The following is an 18968-nucleotide window of genomic DNA, read 5'->3' on the forward strand; positions in this document are numbered from 1 at the left end:
CGGCGAATTTTAAGTACACTTAAGAATACTCTTGCTTGTTGAAGATGACCCTATAAGATCAACTCCGCAAGACGATGAATCCCCTGCTCAATAGATGCTTCATCTACTTTTGCAAACCCCAACACCCATCCCTTTCGTTTGCTTTCCAAACAATAGGGTCCAAGAGGGTATACGCGTATTCTCTGTTGTAGAGCAAGCTTAGTCACGGTTTCTTCGTCATATGATTCTTCAGCTTCAAGTAACACATGCAATCCCGTTTCTACTCCGCTTAGTGTGAATCGCTCCCCTAAACCGCTAGCCATAATAGCCTTTGTCATGGCTTCGTGTCTTCGTCGGTACACATTCCTGACTCTTCTCATATGGCGCATAAAATGCCCTTTCTTGATGAAGTGGGTTAGTGTTAGCTGATCCATAATCGGAAGATGACGGTAAGTCAACTCCTGTACCTTGGCTAGTTGAGCAATTGCCTCGACAGATCCAACGATAGCCGAAATACGAATGCCCGGAGCAATCATTTTAGAAAAACTCATGAGGTACAAGGTATTATTAGGTTCCTGACTAAACAGCGTGGGAAGCGGCTCCCCACGATATCGAAATTCACTATCATAATCGTCTTCAATGATCCAGAATTGTTCTTGAGCAGCCTTATGCAGCAATTGTTGCCTACGCGGCTCCGACATAACGACCCCGACCGCGCACTGGTGCGAAGGGGTCGCAAAGATTAGTTTGGATTGTGGGTGAATTTGCTCAACCACTAGGCCATACTCATCAACGGGAACGGGTACCACATTCATACGCCGATATTTCATCGCCATCCAGGCAGCTGGAAAACCGGGATCTTCTACAGAGACAGTGTCCCCATCAGATAAAAGCGATTGTGCGATTAAGTCAATGCTATGCTGAGCTCCGGAGGTCAACAGAATCTGATTTGTTTGGATATGGATGCCTCGTTCAAGTGATAAATAACGCTGGATTTGCTCACGCAATGGTGTGAAACCATAGGGATTACCGTAAGCCCAACTTGATAAATCCATTTCAGCGGATGCGTGGAAAAGCGATTGTCGCCAGTTCTTTTGAAATTTTCCATCCAAATAGGGTTCATGGGGACTAAAATCAATATCCACTTCTCGCTGTTCTTTGCCTATGAACCAGTCATGTAAATGATCGACAGCCGAGTTCAACAAGGGAAGTGAAGGGGGGAGGGGGCCATCTGTTATTATTTTCTTCGTTGACTCTGTGATTTGCGTCCATTTACTAACCCGCGTTCCTCCTCGGCGAGATGTAACCGTATAGCCTCGACTTAGCAATTCCTCATAGACGATTTGTACCGTTGAGCGAGAGACACCTATCATGTGAGCAAGTTCGCGGGAAGGAATCAGCAATTCTCCTGGCGCCCAGATTCCGCTAGTAATATTATGAATCGCTTGATCAAGCAATTGCTGCCAGATCGGTCTCTTATCATTGCGAATTACTTTCATCATCGTACACACCTCCAAATAGGCTCCAATCATTATGGATTGTTCATTATTGAGATATTTGGATGTTTTAACACAATCCATTCATTGATATACTACCGTAATAACGCTGGTATTTGCAATCTGGTCGTTGACACACTCTAGAACACTATCGGAGTTAAGACAATTGGAGTGGGATGAATATCTTATGAGTGAAAGGAGAGATTTCGAAATGGATTCGGTTCGTTACAAGAACAGGGAATGCCGGGATCAAGAGAAAATTGAAAGTTTCCTTCACCAAGCGAGAATTGGGTATCTTGGGTTGGTTGATGGAAACCTCCCCTATGTTGTACCGCTTAATTATGTATGGACTGAGGGTAAGCTCTATTTTCATGGGGCTGGAGATGGAAGACGTAATCATGTCATGAGTGAAAATCCAGAGGTATGTTTTACAGTATGTGAGGAATACGGAACCATCACGGATCCGATTCCTGCCAAAACGGATACGGCTTATATGAGCGTAATAATATTTGGACAAGCAGAGCCAATCACAGATTTGGATGAAGCCACCCATGTACTTCAGGAAATGATCAATAAATACGTACCCGGCTATTATAACCGCCCCTTGTCGAAGCAGCATGTGGACAAGTATAGGTCGGCTGTGTTCGGCGGACCGGTTCAAGTTTGCCGTGTTATTCCGCACCATATGACGGCAAAAGAAAGTCCAATTGAAGCAGAAAAAATGTATAGAACGGTCATGAATGTCGGAAGAGAGATTTAACGACAAGATACTAGCTAACGGAACGATAGTTGAATGGCATATAACCAAGCCGCCGATTACTTCGGCGGCCTTCAGTGCATGTTTATGGTGCCGAGCCGCATTATTCTAACTCGGCAAGTACGCTTGCCTCTTCCAGCGAAGGGATAAGAAACTTAGTTTCGATTGGCGATGACATTACGATGAGGATTGTGTAGGTCCCGTATTTATCGCATTGATTTCCAAAATCTTCGAGTGATCGTGTGGACTCAGTCATTACTTTCAATAAATAGTTGTGCGGGTTGCGATAACCCGACACACTTGCCTAATTCCGTCATTGAAATTCTTGCCTGGCTTTGAAGATAATATAGGATTTGTTTATCAATAGGGTCCATCGAAATCGCTCCTTTAAATTTAAGGATTTTCTCATCAACTAACTCGTTTTTCTTTGTTTTAGGGTAGATATAACTTGAATGCTTTATGTAAATCACTGAACTTAATAATTATAATAAACTTACAATAGTAAAGTAATCAAGGCTTTAACTATTGAGAAAGGATGATGCAAGTTGAGTAAGAATTTGGAGACAAGCATAGATGAAGTTATCGAGCGTACTCTTGCCGATAATCGGCTGGTTGGCGCTGTTGTTAAGGTGGCGGTAGACGGAGTGCCGGTTTATAACGGTGCTGCCGGTTTTGCCGACCGTGAGAGGAACAATCCGATGCAAGAAAATGCCTTGTTCAGGCTTGCCTCCGTATCGAAACCGATCGTTTCAACGGCTGCCTTGGTACTCGTATCGCAAGGCCGGCTCCAGCTAGACGACCGCGTAGACCGATGGCTTCCATACTTTCAGCCGCGTTTGCAAAACGGCGAAATCGCGGAGCTCACGATTCGGCATTTAATGACTCACACGGCGGGGCTGACTTACCGTTTCTTTCAGGAAGAGAATGGTCCCTATCACCGTGCAGGGGTGTCGGATGGGATGGACCAGGCCGGCATCACATTGGAAGAGAACCTGCGCCGTATTGCCTCCGTTCCGCTCCTTTATACGCCAGGCACTCAGTGGAAATATTCGATCGCGACCGATGTGCTGGGTGCCGTTATCGCCAAGGTTGCTGAAATGCCGCTTCAAGAAGCCGTTCATTCCTTGGTGCTGAAACCGCTTGGCATGAATGACACCGGGTTTACTGCCGTTGACCCGGAGCGGCTGACCACTGCTTATGCGAATGATGTTCCTGTGCCGCGGCCTATGTATGATCCCGACAGCGTGGCATTCGTGGAAGGCACGGCGGGCTTCAGGCTTGCCCCTAGCCGGGCGTTCGACGAATCGGCTTTTCCTTCCGGCGGAGCCGGCATGGTCGGAAGCGCCCGAGACTTTTTACGGCTGCTGGAGACATTGCGCAAGGGAGGAACGCCGCTGCTGCCTGAGCGGTTGGTTCGTGAAATGACGACAAACCAGATCGGCGATCTGCCGATGGCTTATTGGCCTGGCAGAGGCTTCGGTCTTGGATTTACGCTGCTTAAGGATCCTGCCGCCGCAGGCACGCCGGAATCGCCGGGCACCTGGCGGATGGGCGGGACCTACGGCCATTCGTGGTTCGTTGATCCTGAGCGGAAGCTCAGCGTTGTGGCATTTACCAATACCGCGCTGGAAGGCATGTCAGGCCAGTTTACCGTCGATCTCTGCAAAGCCGTTTACGACGGAATCAAGCAATAAAGAATGCGTTCAAGAGCCTAGTACGGTATGATCCGGACCAGGCTCTTTTATACAAGGGAGTGGAGAGGTTGGTTCAATTCAGTTCTGTTCAAAAGACCATTAACCCTATATTTTTCATTGCACTGGGTTTATTTGGCGTATACACCATTGAATTTGGCGTTGTCGGGATACTGCCGGCAATCATTGAACGCTACGGCATCAGTACATCTCAGGCCGGGATGCTCGTTGGCGCGTTTGCGATTGTCATCGCGTTGTTTGGTCCCTTTATGGTATTGCTGCTTTCCAAACTTAACCGCAAAAATGTGTTGATGACATGTTTGTTCATTTTTGCCGGGAGCAGTTTATTGTCAGCTTACGCTCCGAATTTTTATGTTTTGCTGGCGCTTCGCATGATTCCGGCTTTGTTCCATCCCGTCTATTTTTCTTTGGCTTTTGTCACGGCTATTTCACTGTATGCTAAGGAAAAAGCGACGCAAGCTTCCGCCAAAGCATTTGTCGGGACCAGTATGGGCATGGTACTTGGAATTCCGGTAACAACCTATATCCAGCATCAATTCTCATTCGAGGCCGCTTTTCTATTCTGTACCCTTGTCAACATCGCTGCTGGTATCGGGATCGCCATTATGCTTCCGAAAACGCCGAAAGCGGAGAAAGTAACTTATGGGAAGCAGCTCGGTATATTGCGTAAAATCCCCCTTTGGATCAATATCGGCGCTGCAACTTTTATATTCGCGGCCATGTTTTCAGTCTATAGTTATTCTGCCGAATATTTGGAGCAAGTGATGGGTATGAACGGAGAGACCGTCAGTGTGATGCTTGTCGTATTCGGCGTTGGAGGGGTGGCCGGCAACTTGCTCGCGGGGAGACTGATTGGAATCAATATGGCAAGAACGACTGTGTTCCAACCGATTGTATTAGCGCTCTCTTACTTTTTGCTTTACTTAGGAGAAACGTCGTCTATAGTACCTATTATTTTGATCATGGTTTTGTGGGGAGCGGTTCATACCAGCGGGCTCATTATAACGCAGATATGGTTAACATCCGAGGCTCCCGAAGCGCCTGAATTTGCTACCGGACTGTATATTTCTTTCATCAATCTTGGCGTGTTCATCGGTTCGGCAGCAGGCGGGATGTTTATTGATTTTGCAGGCGTGACAGGGACCATATGGAGCGGCTTGCTTTTTATTGTGTTGGCTCTTGCTTGTATTGTCATAAAAATTGTTTTCTTTAACTCCAAAGGTATAAAGGAAAAAGGGGCATCCAAACGAGAACGGCGGGAGGAGGCTCTATTGTAAAGCATTAGAGAAGGTTCTTTTGGGTACCATTGCATCCCTTATTGTTCCTCTGGAGAACTAATCTGATTGTTGAGAACGGCAGAACCCTTAAGTAAAGAGGGTTCCGCCTTTTTTGCTCAATCAGAAGGTAAAAGCGCTCACATCCAGTGATGGTTCCCTTTAGTTGCTTAGTTGTCGATACTTTCCGTTTCTTTAGCTTCGAGTAATTCCTCGATTAGGAATGCGTTATCGTAAGTTTTCAGAACTTTATATTTGGAAGTAAAGCTCTTTGTTTTACGGCTTCCATCATCATAGGTGATGTTATACTTCTCCGATGTAGTGACTTTGAAGCTGGAATCGTCCAATTTTTCGGCAGATTTAGCCTCTGCGAGAGTCATTGTTTCTTTAATCCCTTTGTTGTTCAGGTAGTTCATGTATTCACTTTGTTCTTTATATTTCGAATCGCTTAAAAACGAACTGACGGCGGAGAAATTGTTTGTTTTGAGTGCCCACATGCTTTTTGCTAAATAAATCTCGACGATCATTTTTGCTTTTAACTCATCGCCGGATGATCGAGGCGGGCTATCTGGAAGTGGGTTGGGATTTGCTGCTCCTTTGGACAGATCTGCTGATTGGGTACCCATTAGTTCTATATATTTAGCCAGCATGTTAGCCGCTTCGGTTGCATGACTTTTTTGCGCTTTTTCCCTTTTTATTAAAAAGTTTCTGTTGGATTCTGCGTTGTCGGCTGCCTTGTAGGCTTCATTGATATATGAATAAGAATACGTATTCACTTGTGCCAGTTGTTTGTTTTTGTTCATTTCTGAGATATTGCGCTCGTAAGCCTTTACCAAATATTTTAAAGAGTCCTCAGCCTCATTGGCGGCTAGTAATTCCGTCAGGTATTTGCCGCGATAGGTTAAGGCATCGACGAACTTGGATTGGACATCCTTTAATTTTGCCGCTAAAACCACGCTCAGCACTTCATCCTTCAGGGTATTGTTTTTATTGATGAGATCATTGATTTTATTATCAAAGAGATAGAAATCGTCATCGGGTTTCGCTAATTGTTTAATTTCCGAATCCATGTTATCACTCCGCTGTATGACACTCTGGAGTTTGTTGATATCCTTCGACCGATCATTGTACTCTGTGATTGCCTTCTCCACGTCAAGACTGGAGTAGTCCTTCTTTTCCGTTGTCAACAAAGCGTACTTGGGGTTGCTGTTCAATTCTTTCACTTGGGCTTCAAAATTGGTCGTTAATTTAGCGTCTTTGTAAAAAGCAATAATTTCCTGAAGCGTTTTTTTGTCGGCAGGAGGCGTCTCCACTTGCTTTTTGAACGCAGAGCTAGCCGTCTCGATCGATTCAAAATTTTTATTGTATTCATCGACCAACGATTTGTGCTTCGAGTTTTTCACGAGGTTATAGGCGATTCCGCAGCCCACTGCCAGAATAACAAGAAGCGAGCCAAGGATAATGATAAGCTTCATTTTCGATTTTTTTGCCTCCGGTTTTGACCCTGCTTCCATTATCGTTTTGTTTGTTTCGTTTTCCACGCTTGTTTCAGACATTATACACACTCCATATTTCTTATTTAGTTGTTATCAAGTTCATAAGTAAGCGGCATCATTGATGTGTCCGAACTCTATTTCAACATAATTCTACATAAATACAAATTTTACCTTTAATTATCGATAGAAGACGTGATACATGAATCTCAGAAGGGCCTTAAGCATCATCGTATTTGGAAATTTCATGGTAAATAGTCACCTTTTTTTAATTAATTCGGCTATATCGGAATGAGCAGTTTGAAGTTTTCACCGGTGCAGCGCTGTTCTACCTAGGGGGATAAGGGAAAGAGAGAAAGTATGAGAAAGTGGATGCGCAGCCAATTTCAGCTTGGGACATATGGAAACGACTCTACACGGAGTGGGTACCCGCTTATTCATATGATCTTGCTTATTTGCCAACAATTGATGAATGATGGGTACCGGTAGTCAAAAATCAGTAGTGGTTATTTAAAGAAAAACTTGCCGTTTCAGACAGTTCGGAGAACCGTACCGTAAGTAACGGCAACATATTGTATTGTTATCGACAAAATTAAGCTAAACTCTGCTTGATAAGAGTCAATCACTTGACCGGTTAAAACATCATCAGGTGCTTGATTACCTATTTGACCACGAGGAGCCACGACGACGCCGACAGATCCGTTCACGAGCACCGGCCGTGCGCCCTGGGCACGACCAGCGAATTGTTTGGCCACGGCGAGCCGACAATTATGACAAAGTCATCCGGCTTATGGATAAAGCAACATCTCCCTAGCAATAATAGTGGTAAAAGGTGGATTTTTGCGAATCATCGACTCTCAACTCGAAGAACGAAGGGGCCCTGGTCACAACTTGAACGAATCCCTAGAGATTATAATAAGAACGATCCTTGCTTATTTATGGCTATGGTTGTACACGAAGTTGATCGGCATGCGCCTGATTGCGCAGAGCTCGTACCACTTGTTCGTGCTTACGATGTTGATCGGGACGATCGGCGGTAATATGGCATTCAATATCAAGATCAGTTTGTTGAATTTCATCTTGTGCTTGTTCGTCATCAGTGTAATTGGGTATGCGCTGATGAGAATATCGCTGCACAATAAGAAGGCAGACGCCGCTATTTCCGGAGAGCCGATCGTGATTATTAAGGACGGCGTACTGTTGCAGGAGGAGATGAAGAAGTACAAATACTCGATGGAAGCATTAAGGCAAGGATTGAGAGGGAAGGGAATTTTCGAACTCGAGCAGGTCGAGTTCGCGGTACTGGAGCTGAACGGAACGCTGTCGGTACTCAAGAAAAGGAAATACCGAAGCGTAACTTGGCAGGATCTTGAAAGTATCACGAGGCAGTAAAGTGGATGGAAAGTTTCGTGATGAGATCACGATGTCTTTTCTCGAAGATGAGTTCCGATTTATTTGCAGTCGGGGCGACGCCAACACATTGAATTACGCTCCAAGATCTCCCCATGGGTCGTAAATGAACTTATCATCGATCGGGGTGAACCGGATGCCCTGAAGATTTCTACGCAACGCCTCATCCCGAAACGGTTCGCTTGCGACGAGCTGATGCAGTTCAATGCACCTGAACAGATGGGCCTCTGTCGGCCTAACCGAGAATTGCTTGATCCAGGCGTACATGGGATGCTCGGGAAAGTAACGGTTGATCATCGTGCCGCCTGTTTCCAGATCGGTTTCTTCACAAAATTCAGATTGTTCTCGACATAGCAAGCTTTCATGCTGATACGGCAAGAATAAACTGTACTTCTTTTTTGCCGATTCCGAACCCCGGAGCCGTATTGTGAGCGGGATATTACGGAATTTCACCCGGAAGCTTTCGCACAGCTCGATAAACGCTTCCGAAACATGAGGAGTGTTGCCAGGGTCATATAGGTCGAAACATACCTCGGCCAGCAAACCGTCGGTAACGTCAAAAATATATTGCTGCTTGATCTCGCCATCATATGAACCGGGATCGTGAATATCCCACTCGTATTCTTCGATATTGAAGCGCCCACTTAAGTAGTAAGGGCATCCTTTGGCGCCGGCCGCGTATTCAACCAAATAGAATCGGTTCATGATTGTTACTCCTCTTTTTCCCATGTGTAAGAACATGGACTTCATCCGTTTTATTACCAGATTAGCGAACTTTACTGCCGTTTGCAAGGAGACTCCATCGACCCTTGGAGATATCGGCATGTCCTCGGCCGCCGGCTTGTATCAATCGATAGTTGGATTTATACTGGTCATGAATCTCCAACCGTTTTTCCGGAAGTATTTTGTAAGAGGTCTCGCTATAGGGGCTTACAAAGGTTCACCACATTTAAGCGAAAGGTGGCAAATGCAAATGGCATTATTGCAATGTAATTTTTTCTCGGAAGTTCTTGGTTTAAGCACTTCGATGACTGTCATTCTGCCTCAGCAAACCCGGGGGCAAATCGGCATGAACGGCGTCGTGAACAGGGATAAACACCCTACACTATGGCTGCTTCACGGCGCCTCCGACGACGATACCATCTGGCTGCGCCGCACTTCGATCGAGCGGTACGTTTCCGAGCTCGGACTCGCCGTCGTGATGCCTCAGGTTCATTTAAGCTTCTACTCCAATATGGCTTATGGAGGGCAGTATAGCACCTTCCTTATGGAGGAGCTGCCTGTGATTGCCCGCTCTTTCTTCCCTTTGTCCGAAGCGAGAGAAGATAATTTTGTAGCCGGCCTATCCATGGGAGGATACGGGGCGTTCAAATGGGCGCTTAGCAAGCCCGATCAATTCGCCGCCGTCGCCGGGCTGTCCACCGCTAATTTCTCGACTGCGAAATTTCGGGAAACGATGCACCGGGAGCAGCTCTTCAAGCTCATTTTCGGGGAAGGTTCACAGGAAGGAACGGAAAATGACCTGTATCATTTAATCGGGCAGTGCGAGAAAATGGAAGGCGCACGGCCTAAGTTTTATCAGGCTTGCGGGACGGAAGATTTTCTTTATGATCATAATGTCGAATTGAAACAAGCGTTCGGCCAATCCGCTCTGGATTTTACATATGCGGAAGAACCGGGCAAGCATGATTGGGCATTCTGGGATAAAACGATCCAGGATGTGCTGGCCTGGCTGCCATTAACAAATAAGCGCGATGAAACAAACGGATAATTATGCAAGGCAGCTTTCCCAAGACCGTACCCTAATCCAAGGGTGCGGTTTTGTTTTCGAATGCCGGCTGCGCGGAAATCGAAGCATTCTCTCGACATAGGCTGCGGTAGCAGCGGCCGTGGATCAATGTACATTTTGCAAGAGCATGGTCATAGGCCGTTTCTTTCCGGCACTTCCATTCATCCTTTATTAATAATGAAGGAATTTAGTCTGTTTGGCTCCATTCAGGCGAAGGGGAGGGAAATATTGAAGGATCAAGGTGTAAGGGTACTTGCCTATGGATGAAAAGCATATCACCAAGGCGATTCTTAACGGTCTGCACTCCAAAGGTCAAAGAGTGTCTTGGCGCAAGGACTTGAGAAACATTATCGCACGAAATATGGGGATTTCTATAGTAGCTAATAAAATTAGCGGAATATATAAGCAAAAGCTGCGGGAGATGAGCGGAAAGTGAGCTACGATAAATTAATGATCGTTGCGCATCCCGATGATGAAACGATCTTTGGCGGCGCGCAGCTGATCCGGGAGAAAGGCTGGCTTGTTATTTGTGTGACGAACGGCGATAACAAAATAAGACGCAAGGAATTCAAAAAAGTCATGAAGCGGGTTCATGCAAAGTATGAAATTTGGAAGTACAAAGACCAATGGGACGGCGATTTTAAAGGAACACGTTTAAAGAGGGATTTAGCCGGGGTGCTGGCACGGAAAGCCGTTAAAAAAGTAGTTACCCATAACTTGAAAGGCGAATACGGACATACTCAGCATAGCGCGCTATCGCGGCTTGTTCATAAATTGGTCGATAAAAACTTGTATGTGTTCGACAGATCCAAAAAAAAGCTGGATGAAAACATATTAAAAAAGAAAAAAGAGCTTTTAAAATACTATAAAAGTCAAAATATCCGGTGGCTGAAAAAATACATTCGGTTTGAGAGCATGAGGCAGGTGCGATGATTTCTGAAGGGAGAGTTTTTTATGTCCAACGACAAGCAGGAGCGGGAGCGGAGATTTGGCGAATTACTGGTTCGTTTAATGAACTCGCCTTTGTATAAGCAAAAATTGGCGGAATGGAGCACGATGGACGTCGGATTGGACCGGATCGGCGAATTGCCGATTACTGTAAAAGCCGAGCTCCGGAAGGCGGGCGCTTTCGGCTGTCTTGCCGTTGACCGGAAAGAAGCGGCGCAATATCACGAATCGTTCGGCGCGATCGGTGAGCCGTCAGCCGCTTGGTTTACGAAGGCGGATCTGGAAACCGGCGGAAGACGGATGAGAGAGTGCGGCGTCGGCTTGAACGCGGAAGACGTTGTGCTGATCCGGTTTCCGTATGGATTGTCGGCCCCCGCATTCCTGATGCATCAAGCCTGCTATCAAGCGGGTTCGACAATCGTTCCCGCGGGCGAGCGCAGCACGAATGCGCCTTATTCCAGGGTGCTTGAACTCATAAAGCACCTGGGCGTTACTGTCCTGGCCGGAATCCCGCGGGAAATGGAATTGTTGGCCGAGACGGCGCGCTTGCTTGGCTTTGAACCAAGCGGGGATTTCCCGTCTCTTCGGGCAATCTGCGTAACCGGAGAATTATTGGGCGAACGGCGGAAGGAGCATTTAGAGCGGCAATGGGGGGTACCCGTATTCCATATATACGGTTCTGCCGAGATTGCGAATATGGCCGCTATGTGCGAGCATGGCGTGATGCACGTCGCAGAGCAAGATTTTGCGGTTGAAGTGCTGAGGGAGGATGGCTCAGGTCCCGCTGCACCGGGTGTGAGAGGGATCGCTGCGGTCACGACATTGTCTCATCAAGCTTCGCCGTTATTGCGTTATCTCAATGAAGACGTTATTTCCGTCGAGCGCAGCTTGTGCACTTGCGGCCGAACCGGAAGCAAGCTCGTCCATTACGGCCGGCTGGAGAATAGAACTAAATTCGGAGAGGCCGTGTTGGACGAAAAGGACGTCCAGGACGCCATATACTCGTTGACCCCCGTGCCTGAAGCTTGGAAAGCGATTCAGCGGGAGAACGGATTTCATATGGTTTTTGATTCGCGGCATTATGCCGAAAGGTCGGCGGAAGGGATTCAGGCTTCACTGTCCGAAATGCTCAAGGTACCGGTAACCGTTGAGATCGCTGTCGGTGCGCTCCTAAACCGGGATGAACTCACTCGCCACGCATCGGAAAACAATCCGGTCTATATATGCAAGCGCAAAACCGAAACCGCCGGTCCCGAAGCAATCAGCGCCATTCTGCTGCGCGACTTGATTAATCGCGGGTACTCCAAGTTTAAGCTGTGCATGTACGAGGAATCGCGAAAATTGTTCGAAGAGGCGGTGGCGCTGGGTCCCCGCAGCGCGGAAGCGCACGCTTGGCTGGCTGCGGCATATGGACGTCTGATCGAAGCCGTTTGGAGCATGACGGACAAAATCAAGCTGCTCTCGGCATTGGAAAACGAGATTACGGCGGCCCTCGAAATCGATCCGGCACTGCCGCTCGCCAGAAGAATGAACGGCGCCAGATTGTTAAATACGCCGGATATGCTTGGAGGAAGCGCTCTTGATGCGATCGATGAATTCCGTTACTGCATCGGTCAAGGGATGGACGAGGCTGAAGTATGGGTATCCCTCGCCGAATGTTATATGAAGACGGATGATCCGGCCATGGCTGTGGATGCGTTGAACGAGGCGCTCTCCCGCGAGCCGCTTAATGAAAAAGCGGCGGAATTGCTGCAGCGTATAAAAGGTGAAAGCAGCGGGGAATAGAATAAGGATGACGCGAAAAGGCCCTAAGCCTTCAACAGGCTTAAGGCCTTTCAGTATGCCCATGTTAGGCGAATTGATCTCTTCAACGCGATCGAAATCCTTCCTTCACAAGCTCTAGGCCGGCCGCAAAGGCGCCGGTTTTCAGGGCAGTGAAGAGTTTTTCGTAAACAATATCGGACGGTTGATTTACATCGTTCACCGCTTCCAGAAGTTCTTTGCCGATATTGTTAGCACCGCTTGTCAGAGCAGTTTTGAATAGATGTTTGGTCTGCTGCCTAAGTTGACTGTGGCGATGTTTTCGAGAACTGGACATGGATCTCACCTCCTTTCATCGGACAGATTCCTAGTGCCGACTTTTTTTCTTCTTTTCCTGCTCCTTTCTCCTCCTGTGTCGTTCCCGGCGAGCTTCTTTTTCCTGCTCCTTTTCCGCCCAGCCTTGGAGTGCGGTTCCGACAACTTGGGTGGCGAATATCATTATCGATGTGGAGTTGTCGGTGGCTTTGATGTTTTCAACCGCCGGTTTGCCTTCCAGAGACTGCAGCTTTTGCTTAACAAGCCGCTGCATTTCCGGATCTTGCGTTTGATTCTCCAATCTTCTCCAGCACTTCGCCGCGTCCTGGTTTCGGCCGATCCTGCAGTACGCTTCGCCGAGCTCATAGAGTAGTTGTGATACCCCTTCGTCCTCAAGCACGCCCTCTTGGCCTATCTCCTGATCGATAACGAAAGTATAATCTTCAATCGCCGTCTTCGTCCGGTGGAAAAACTTCTCCGGAAGATTGTACGAGGCCTTGCCGCGAAGCAGCCGGATCAGGCTGTCCCGCGGAGCGTCGGCTACCGCTTTGTCGAGAAGCTTCAAGCCTTTATTCGACCATTTCAGCTTCTCCAGCGGCTTCGTTTTATCCCGGGCGATTAAAATCATTGTGCTGCCGTGGTAAGCGTCGGCAAGAGGCTGGGCCGGATGATCCAGCCGCAGCTGCTCCAGCAGCCGATTGGCTTCCTGAACGGCGGCTGCACTGCCATCCACGCCTTCCTTGTAAGTCAGGATGATCTGGTCGAGCCTATCGGCGAATGTGGCGGAATCAACGGGCCTTTGACCGGGCAATGCAGTACTCACACTAACGGTTGGTACTTCCATGTTCTTTGGGTCCAGGTTTGTCAATGGATTCCTTCCTTTCTGCGCGTTGTGATTTTTATCCGTCATTTTTCTCTAAATTTCATTTGGGCGAGCTGCTGCGAGACCGCATTCGCTTCGTCCGGTTTTCCGGCATTTTTGTAGGCAGTACTCAGATTTTGCAGTATTTCCCGAGCGAGCTTTGGGGCAAGATAGTCGGAATCTTCTTTGTAGCGGTCAAGAAGGAAGGAGAAGTCCTCGATCGCCGTTTCCGAGCAATGAAAAAAAGATTCGGGCAGCCGCAGACAGACGTTCGCGCGTAACAGCCGAATTTCTTTGTGGTCCGGATCCAAGTCAACGGCCCGATTCAGTGCATCCAGTCCTTCTTGCGCTTTGTCCGCTTTGTCCAAAGGTTTAGAGGCATCCCGTGCCAATAGAGCCATAGAGCTGCCGTAATAGGCTTCAATTAACGCATTGTCGGGATCTGCCTTGCGGAGCTTGGTAAGCCCCTCGTTTGCATGTTTCACCGCTTTTTTGTCTCCGTCTACACCTTTATTATGGAGTTTTTTGGCTTCCTTGAATTCCTTCTTAAGTTTGCTGTCATTTGACATTTCTCTTAGCCTCCCAATGGAAAGTCCTGATGAATTACGAGAATCTGGTATACCTGTTGCGCAGGCAGCGATACAAAACGGGAGATTCTAAATTCGGGACTGTATACATAGATTCCGCCGTCCAGGCAGCAATTGGAGAACTCATGCGGTATTCGCAGAACATGCCTCATTCTGCTCTGTCCGATGAAGACCGTATCGTCCGTTATTGCAAGCCCGCGCGTAAAGCCCGACACTTGAATCTTCGTCTTGTTTCCGGCAACGGCGCAAAACGACATGGAGTCGCAATAAGCAAGTTGGCCTTTGTGCACCATAACCGTATGCGGCATATACAGACCGCTGACGGCGACATGATTCGCCGGGTCTACGTCGGTACGTTCTTGGAGGTGAAAGCCGGTCAAGTCGATAGCGACGATCCCGCCGGTTTTTTTTACCGGGTCCAGGTACCATCTGTCATAGGGAGAAAACATCGAAACGTATAAAGTATTTCCTTCCAACCAAATGTCGTTGATATGATGAATATCTTTGTCTGCCGGATTGAATCGAATTTCTCCTATTCGCATGAATGTATCGACCTCATAGCAGCCGATTGCATTGATCGCCGTTTCCACGACAAGTACGACCTTATCATTCAGCTTCGCGACGCCATGAAAGTCGAGTTTCCGGTGTTTCGTTTTGGCTATGATTTGAAACTGTCGGTCAAAAGCAATGATCCGGTTGTCGCCGGTCGTAACGACGAGCCGGTCATTTACCCATGCCATTCCTATACAGTTGGCGGTGTACAGCTTTTTCAAACAATTCTGTTTAAAATCAAGTAAAAATAATCCTCCTTCATCCGGACCGCTGGCCGGGCAGCTTACCAGGAGCTTCGTATCGAGATATTGAAAATCTTGATCTTTCTCCAATCCGTATAGCAGCACAAGTATGGTCCCTCCCTCATGATTCCGATAGTTTCATATTTGTTACGATATGTAGGATCTTCGGACGGCGATTGGATGAAATGCTTATTTTATAAAGAATATACACTTGTCTGAGTCAAATCTGTATTTCTTGCATTTCATAAATAGAGTGATCGGGAAAAAGGAGTGTGGGGGAGGGCGAGAACTTGTCGGAAAGAAACATTTCGTGGCACCCATCCCATATCGCAAAAGATGACCGCTGCCGGCTGAATGGGCACAAAAGCTGTGTGTTGTGGTTGACCGGACTATCCGGGTCGGGAAAATCAACTTTAGCCTATGCAATTGAAAAGGCGCTTTATCGTCTGAATTGTCCTGCTTATGTTCTGGACGGCGACAACATTCGTCACGGTTTGAACAAAGACCTCGGTTTCAGCCCGGAAGACCGCAAAGAGAATATTCGCCGAATCGCGGAAGTGGCACGTCTTTTTGCAGATGCGGGAATTGTGGCCGTTACAGCGCTCATTTCGCCTTATCGAGCGGATCGCGACATGGCGCGGTCAATTTTTCGCGAAGGAGATTTTATAGAGATTTATGTCAAGTGCTCGCTTGACGAATGCGAAAGGCGCGATCCGAAGGGACTGTACAAAAAAGCGAGAGCAGGTGAAATTCTGCAGTTTACCGGCATTTCCGCACCATATGAACCTCCGGTCCGGCAGGAGATCGTCATAGAATCGGATAGGCAAACGGTAAGCGAATCCGTTGCTCAGATTCTGGATTTTTTAAAATGCCATAACTATCTGTACAAAGAGAGCCCGGAATGATCAATCGACTGGCGCATACCGCCATCTGTAACGATTTTCTCATTATGTAAGGTTATTAGGCTTCTGGTGATTGTTGTAAATTTGTTAGTAGTCTACCATTAAGTACAAGTCGTGCATGCGGTACTGATTTCCAGCCGGCAAGGCCGAATGGCGATGCCGGAAGTCTCCAGTGAAAATGGACAGGAGGAATTTTATGAAATTGCAATCCCATAAGATGTCGGTTTCCATTGACGAGCATTCATCCCATTTGGAGCAATTCAAAAATTTTTACAAGCAATTGGATGATGAAGGAAAAACCATTGAAAAGCTGCCTCGGCAGCGGATAGAAGATTATCAACTGAAAGCCATTAACGCTACGCTTGCCCATATCTGGAACCGGAATGAGTATTACCGCTCGAAGCTGGAGGAAGCGGGCTTCATGGAACCGAAAATCGACAATCTGGAGCAATTAACTTCTGTGCCGCTGTTGAAGAAAGACGTTATACGGGGAGATAAGCGGAAGATCCTGTGCGTTGATCCGAAAGAAATCGGTCAGGTTCACCTCACAAGCGGAACTTCGGGGAAACCGATTTATACCTCCTACACGTTAGCCGACCAGTATGTATACGACTTGCTGCCGAAATATTTGGAACTGTATAAAGAGTCTGACGTGGATGTGGCGGCAATCGCGCTGCCGTATGAGTTTGCCCTGCCCGGTCTTGGATTTCAGCGGTTGTTTCAATTTGCGTTTGGAACGGCGGTACTGTCGCTCGGCAAAGGCGGATACATGGCTCCCGTCGATAAGTCGCTGGAATTGATGAAGGAATACCAAGCTACGGTTCTCGCTACGACCCCTTCCTATGCGGCGCTTTTGGCGGAAGAAAGCGAGCGGTTCGGTATAAAAATAGGCGAAGACATCCGATTGAAGAAAATTTTGCTTACCGGCGAAGGCTGCTCCTACACCTTCCGCGAACGGCTGGAAAAATGGTGGGGATGCGAAGTATCGTTCTTCTACGGCTCGACCGAATGCGGGGGCGTCGCTGTTGAATGCAGTGAGCACAAAGGATATCACGTGATGGAAGGACATGTAAAAGTGGAGATCATCGATCCGGTTACGGAAGAACGGCTTCCTTATGGCAAAACCGGAGAAATCATCGTGACGACGCTGCTGCGCGAAGGAATGCCGATGGTGCGCTACCGCTCCGGGGATATCGGCTTTTTGCAAAAATCCAAGTGCGCTTGCGGCATCACCATGGACGTCCTGTACCTGAGAGGCAGAATGGAAAGCATGCTGCATCTGGGCGATGATGACTATTCGCCGTTCCTGCTCGAACAATTCCTGCTGGAAATCCCCGATGTGGGCATGTGGTATCACTTCAAGCTGAATCAAGGAGTGTTTAAGATTGAAGCCGAGCCGTTTCGGACCCAATTAAGCGACGAGCAGTTGGCGGCGAAAATCCGAAAGCATATGGCCGATCGGATCGGGATCGATTGCGAAGTGGAAATCAGGCACGACATCCCTCGTACATTCGGCAAAGCGACCCGAATATTCAACTAGACCGGACAAACGGCCGGGAACAAGCGGTTCCGGATTCGCTCCGGCAGTCCGGATGCGCCGTGTCAAGCCGAGAGGAGGTGCCGTTATGACCTGCAACCATAGGGAGTTGGAGGGAAAATTCAAGGATTTATTAGTGCGCCTTGATAAGTCCCCTCTGTACAAGGAAAAATTATCGGGATATAACCTCAATAACATTGGATTGAGCCGCATTCATACACTGCCGTTGACGACAAAAGAAGATCTCCGGAAAGCCGGCACTTTCGGTCATCTTGCCGTCGACATGAAAGAGATTGCGCAATACCACGAATCAACCGGTACGACCGGAGAGCCCTCCGCTTCCTGGTTCACTCGGGAGGATCTGAGAATCGGCGGAAGACAGTTGAAAAAATGCGGTGTCCACCTGACAGCGGAGGATCTCGTGCTGATTCGTTTTCCGTACGCGTTGGCACTGCCCGCGTTCTTAATGCAGCAGGCGGCATGGCAGTGCGGAGCGGGCGTCGTTCCCGCGAGCGGACGTACCGTCGTTACGCCGTACCCCAGAGTGCTGAATCTGATGAAGCGTCTTCGCGTCACTGTGTTGGCGGGGCTCCCGCGCGAGATGGAACTGCTGGCCGAGACAGCGCGTCTGACCGGTTCGGCTTCGAACCAAGATTTCCCGGCGCTGCGGGCCATTTGCGTCGCAGGCGAATTGATGAGCGGCAAGCGCAGGGAACATATAGAAAAGCTGTGGGGCGTGCCTGTATATAATATGTATGGCTCGACCGAAACCGGCAATATTGCCGTCATGTGCGAACACGGCACAATGCATATCGCGGAACAGGATTTTTTCGTGGAAGTGCTGCGTGAAGACGGCTCAGGGCCTGCCGCTCAAGGAGAGAGAGGGTTTGCGGCGATTACAACGCTTTCCCATCAGGGTTCTCCTCTGCTGCGATACTTTAATGAAGACATTATCTCTGTCGAGCCTTCCTTGTGTGCATGCGGCCGAACGGCGGGCAAGCTGGTGCATTACGGCAGAAGCAAGGATCGAATCCGTTTCGGCGGTACCATTCTGGACGCCCTGGATATCCAAGAAGCCGTGTACTCGCTGTCTCCTGCTCCTGATGCTTGGAAGGTGTTGGAGCAAGAAAAAGGGCTGCATGTTCTTCTAGATTCGCATGATTCCGGACAATGGCCGGAAGAAGAGATCCGTTCCCGATTATCTTGCAAGCTGCAGGTGCCTGTCACCGCAGAAATTATTGCCGACTCAACGCTGCTCGATCGTGTCGGGCTTGTAAATAACGCTCCGTCGACAAAGCCGGTATACATCCAAAAGCTCGTTGGCGGTACATCCGCACAAGGCTAGGAGTCCG

At 48.1% G+C, this 18968-nt stretch carries 18 protein-coding genes and 1 pseudogene; 11 read left to right on the forward strand and 8 right to left on the reverse strand.

The features are described 5' to 3' along the window. Window positions 1-50: 50 nt before the first annotated feature. Window positions 51-1481, reverse strand: a complete 1431-nt coding sequence (gene pdxR / locus AC0LWT_RS19060) for a MocR-like pyridoxine biosynthesis transcription factor PdxR (RefSeq protein ID WP_474682847.1) — start codon at window positions 1479-1481, stop codon at window positions 51-53. Between the two features lie 205 nt (window positions 1482-1686). On the opposite strand from pdxR, the gene AC0LWT_RS19065 reads away from it, so the two are divergent. Beyond that, entirely contained in the window at window positions 1687-2235 is a 549-nt protein-coding gene (locus tag AC0LWT_RS19065; RefSeq protein ID WP_474683028.1) for a pyridoxamine 5'-phosphate oxidase family protein, read from the forward strand. Window positions 2236-2335: 100 nt separating this feature from the next. Here AC0LWT_RS19065 and AC0LWT_RS19070 read toward each other — a convergent pair. Then, a pseudogene (locus AC0LWT_RS19070) lies at window positions 2336-2606 on the reverse strand (Lrp/AsnC family transcriptional regulator). Between the two features lie 171 nt (window positions 2607-2777). Here AC0LWT_RS19070 and AC0LWT_RS19075 point away from each other — a divergent pair. Then, window positions 2778-3926, forward strand: coding sequence for a serine hydrolase domain-containing protein (locus tag AC0LWT_RS19075; RefSeq protein WP_474682848.1), 1149 nt, complete (start codon window positions 2778-2780; stop codon window positions 3924-3926). 68 nt (window positions 3927-3994) lie between these two features. Further along, complete coding sequence (locus tag AC0LWT_RS19080; protein WP_474682849.1) at window positions 3995-5221, forward strand: MFS transporter; 1227 nt, start codon at window positions 3995-3997, stop codon at window positions 5219-5221. A 167-nt stretch (window positions 5222-5388) separates the two neighbouring features. On the opposite strand, the gene AC0LWT_RS19085 is transcribed toward AC0LWT_RS19080, so the two are convergent. Continuing rightward, entirely contained in the window at window positions 5389-6774 is a 1386-nt protein-coding gene (locus AC0LWT_RS19085; RefSeq protein WP_474682850.1) for a TcaA NTF2-like domain-containing protein, read from the reverse strand. Window positions 6775-7602: 828 nt separating this feature from the next. Here AC0LWT_RS19085 and AC0LWT_RS19090 point away from each other — a divergent pair. Beyond that, on the forward strand, window positions 7603-8103 hold the full coding sequence (locus tag AC0LWT_RS19090; RefSeq protein WP_474682851.1) for a DUF421 domain-containing protein: 501 nt from the start codon (window positions 7603-7605) through the stop codon (window positions 8101-8103). Between the two features lie 93 nt (window positions 8104-8196). Here AC0LWT_RS19090 and AC0LWT_RS19095 read toward each other — a convergent pair whose 3' ends face one another. Then, window positions 8197-8826 carry a hypothetical protein gene (locus AC0LWT_RS19095; RefSeq protein ID WP_474682852.1) on the reverse strand — a complete coding sequence of 210 codons (630 nt, stop codon included), beginning with the start codon at window positions 8824-8826 and terminating at the stop codon, window positions 8197-8199. Window positions 8827-9094: 268 nt separating this feature from the next. On the opposite strand from AC0LWT_RS19095, the gene AC0LWT_RS19100 reads away from it, so the two are divergent. The 4 genes from AC0LWT_RS19100 to AC0LWT_RS19115 all read left to right on the forward strand — a co-directional run bounded on the left by AC0LWT_RS19100 (window position 9095) and on the right by AC0LWT_RS19115 (window position 12643). Further along, on the forward strand, window positions 9095-9892 hold the full coding sequence (locus AC0LWT_RS19100) for an alpha/beta hydrolase (protein ID WP_474682853.1): 798 nt from the start codon (window positions 9095-9097) through the stop codon (window positions 9890-9892). A 277-nt stretch (window positions 9893-10169) separates the two neighbouring features. Next, on the forward strand, window positions 10170-10346 hold the full coding sequence (locus tag AC0LWT_RS19105) for a hypothetical protein (RefSeq protein ID WP_474682854.1): 177 nt from the start codon (window positions 10170-10172) through the stop codon (window positions 10344-10346). Then, the gene (locus tag AC0LWT_RS19110) at window positions 10343-10843 is read left to right on the forward strand and encodes a PIG-L family deacetylase (protein WP_474682855.1); all 501 of its coding nucleotides are present in this window, start codon (window positions 10343-10345) and stop codon (window positions 10841-10843) included. The genes AC0LWT_RS19105 and AC0LWT_RS19110 overlap by 4 nt, the downstream gene beginning before the upstream one ends. Before the next feature lie 21 nt (window positions 10844-10864). Further along, complete coding sequence (locus AC0LWT_RS19115; protein WP_474682856.1) at window positions 10865-12643, forward strand: AMP-binding protein; 1779 nt, start codon at window positions 10865-10867, stop codon at window positions 12641-12643. Between the two features lie 82 nt (window positions 12644-12725). On the opposite strand, the gene AC0LWT_RS19120 is transcribed toward AC0LWT_RS19115, so the two are convergent. Genes AC0LWT_RS19120 through AC0LWT_RS19135 form a run of 4 tightly spaced genes read right to left on the reverse strand, consistent with a single transcriptional unit; the run spans window position 12726 to window position 15282 of the window. Beyond that, the gene (locus AC0LWT_RS19120) at window positions 12726-12956 is read right to left on the reverse strand and encodes a hypothetical protein (RefSeq protein ID WP_474682857.1); all 231 of its coding nucleotides are present in this window, start codon (window positions 12954-12956) and stop codon (window positions 12726-12728) included. 30 nt (window positions 12957-12986) lie between these two features. After that, window positions 12987-13802 (reverse strand): tetratricopeptide repeat protein, encoded by an 816-nt coding sequence (locus AC0LWT_RS19125; protein WP_474682858.1) that lies wholly within the window; start codon window positions 13800-13802, stop codon window positions 12987-12989. 38 nt (window positions 13803-13840) lie between these two features. After that, on the reverse strand, window positions 13841-14365 hold the full coding sequence (locus AC0LWT_RS19130; protein WP_474682859.1) for a hypothetical protein: 525 nt from the start codon (window positions 14363-14365) through the stop codon (window positions 13841-13843). 5 nt (window positions 14366-14370) lie between these two features. Beyond that, the gene (locus AC0LWT_RS19135; protein ID WP_474682860.1) at window positions 14371-15282 is read right to left on the reverse strand and encodes a DUF4915 domain-containing protein; all 912 of its coding nucleotides are present in this window, start codon (window positions 15280-15282) and stop codon (window positions 14371-14373) included. 185 nt (window positions 15283-15467) lie between these two features. On the opposite strand from AC0LWT_RS19135, the gene cysC reads away from it, so the two are divergent. From cysC to AC0LWT_RS19150, 3 genes are all read left to right on the forward strand, one after another. After that, window positions 15468-16082 carry an adenylyl-sulfate kinase gene (cysC, locus tag AC0LWT_RS19140; protein WP_474682861.1) on the forward strand — a complete coding sequence of 205 codons (615 nt, stop codon included), beginning with the start codon at window positions 15468-15470 and terminating at the stop codon, window positions 16080-16082. Between the two features lie 193 nt (window positions 16083-16275). Then, window positions 16276-17619 carry a phenylacetate--CoA ligase family protein gene (locus AC0LWT_RS19145; RefSeq protein ID WP_474682862.1) on the forward strand — a complete coding sequence of 448 codons (1344 nt, stop codon included), beginning with the start codon at window positions 16276-16278 and terminating at the stop codon, window positions 17617-17619. A gap of 85 nt (window positions 17620-17704) precedes the next feature. Further along, on the forward strand, window positions 17705-18961 hold the full coding sequence (locus AC0LWT_RS19150; RefSeq protein ID WP_474682863.1) for a phenylacetate--CoA ligase family protein: 1257 nt from the start codon (window positions 17705-17707) through the stop codon (window positions 18959-18961). Window positions 18962-18968 lie beyond the last annotated feature (7 nt).

The organism is Paenibacillus sp. sgz302164 (genome assembly GCF_056120505.1).